This window comes from Nocardioides sp. GY 10113, from assembly GCF_004919105.1.
In the GTDB taxonomy this organism is placed as follows: Bacteria; Actinomycetota; Actinomycetes; order Propionibacteriales; family Nocardioidaceae; genus Nocardioides.
The window spans coordinates 1-1,782 of sequence record NZ_STGK01000034.1; the positions used below are offsets into that span (position 1 = coordinate 1).

Here is a 1,782-nt window from a genome sequence, read left to right on the forward strand (position 1 = left end):
AGTACGACGGCACCGCGCCCGGTGCCGGGTGGAACGACATCGGCGGCGACGTCGGGTCGTGGAGCACCGGCGACGCGATCCTGGGCTTCCCGGCGTCGGGGGTGACGACCTACATCGACACCTTCGCCAGCACCACGAACCGCGCGCTCGCGGCGTACTTCCAGAAGGAGGTCACGATCCCCGATGCCAGCCAGGTGGCGAGCCTGCACCTGAGCGGCCTGGCCAACGACGGTGTCGTGGTCTATGTCAACGGGGTCGAGGTGATCCGGGAGAACATGCGCACCGGCACGATCACGCCGAACTCCTACGCGGACTCGGCCCGGAACGCGACGACGGCGGCGAACAACCCGTTCGAGGTCGACGTACCGCCGAGCCTGCTGGTCGACGGCATCAACGTGGTGGCCGCGGAGACGCACCTGAACTACCGGGCCAGCCGGGACATGGGCTTCGACCTGAGCGCCGAGCTGACGACGCTCGAGTAGCCCGCGCACGTCGCACCGACGACGACCCCCGGTCCCGACGGACCGGGGGCCGTCGTGCGACGTGCGGCGGGTCTGGAGTGGTGCCGCGCCGCTCCGCCGCGGTCGGCCCCCACTCGGTCCCGCGAAAGGCAGCACCGTAGATACCGCATGTGGGGTTTGTCGACGGAGGTCCGCGGTGTGAACTTTGCGCTAGCGCACCCGGGGCGGCTCCTGGCCCCCGTGGCACACGTAGACGGGGAGTCACATGCTCGGAGTGGCAGGACGACGCACGCTGGCGGGCACCGCGGCGGCGCTTCTCACGGGCGGCCTGCTGGCCGCCATTGCGATGCCGGTCGCGCCGGCAGTTGCGGCCGCCAATGACCAGACGCTGAGCGGCACGCCGTCCTCGATGTGGCAGACCAACCAGCCCGTCGACGCGCTGGCGACCGCGAACGGGGTGGTGTTCGCTGGCGGTCGGTTCACGCAGGTGCGCCCACCGGGCACGAGCGCGAGCTCCGGGCAGGCGGTGTCGCGGACCTACCTGGCGGCGTTCAACGCCAGCACCGGTGCGTTGATCACGTCGTTCAACTTCACGCTGAACGGTCGCGTCTACGACCTGAAGGTCTCCCCGAACGGCCAGACGCTCTACGTGGCCGGCTCGTTCTCGAGCGTCAACGGCAGTGCCCGGGGCCGGGTGGCCGCGATCAACCTGTCGAACTACACGCTCACCAGCTTCAACCCGAACGCCAACCGCGTCGTCACCGCGCTCGCGCCGACGGCCAACCGCCTCTACCTCTCCGGCGACTTCACCACCGTGCGCGGGACGTCCAAGCCGACGATCGGCGCGGTCTACGCCGTGGGATCCGCGGAGGGAACGGCCGGGAACCTGGTCACGTCGTTCGGCGCCACGATGGTGGCGCCGCCGCCCTCGCAGTTCACGGCGTCGCCCAGCCCGCGCGCGCTGACCATGCTGGTCTCGCCGAACGGGCAGCGACTGCTGATCGGTGGCGGCTTCACCCAGGTCAACGGAAGCTCGACCGGCGGCGTCGCCTCGCTCGACCCGAACACCGGCGCCGTGCAGTCGTGGCCGGCGAACGCCAGCCAGCCGATCAACACCAACTGCTCCGGGCGCACCCGGGCGATCATCACCGACGGCACGTATGCCTACGTGACCGCCGAGGGCGACCCGCCGGGCTGCTACGAGGGCACCTACGCGGCCAACATCGCCACGGGGCAGATGGTCTGGAACTCGCCCTGCCTCGGGGCCTCCCAGGGCATCGCGGTGATGCGGGGCGTGCTGTACAAGGGCTCGCACCAGCAC

General features: G+C 70.7%; 1 protein-coding gene and 1 pseudogene. Both read left to right on the top strand.

Annotated features, from left to right (window positions below; translation table 11 throughout):
- Positions 1-482: hypothetical protein (locus tag E8D34_RS20980; RefSeq protein WP_206056825.1), on the top strand; the 482-nt coding region annotated here is incomplete at its 5' end.
- Between the two features lie 244 nt (positions 483-726).
- Positions 727-1,782, top strand: a pseudogene (locus E8D34_RS20620) (hypothetical protein); the annotation flags it as partial.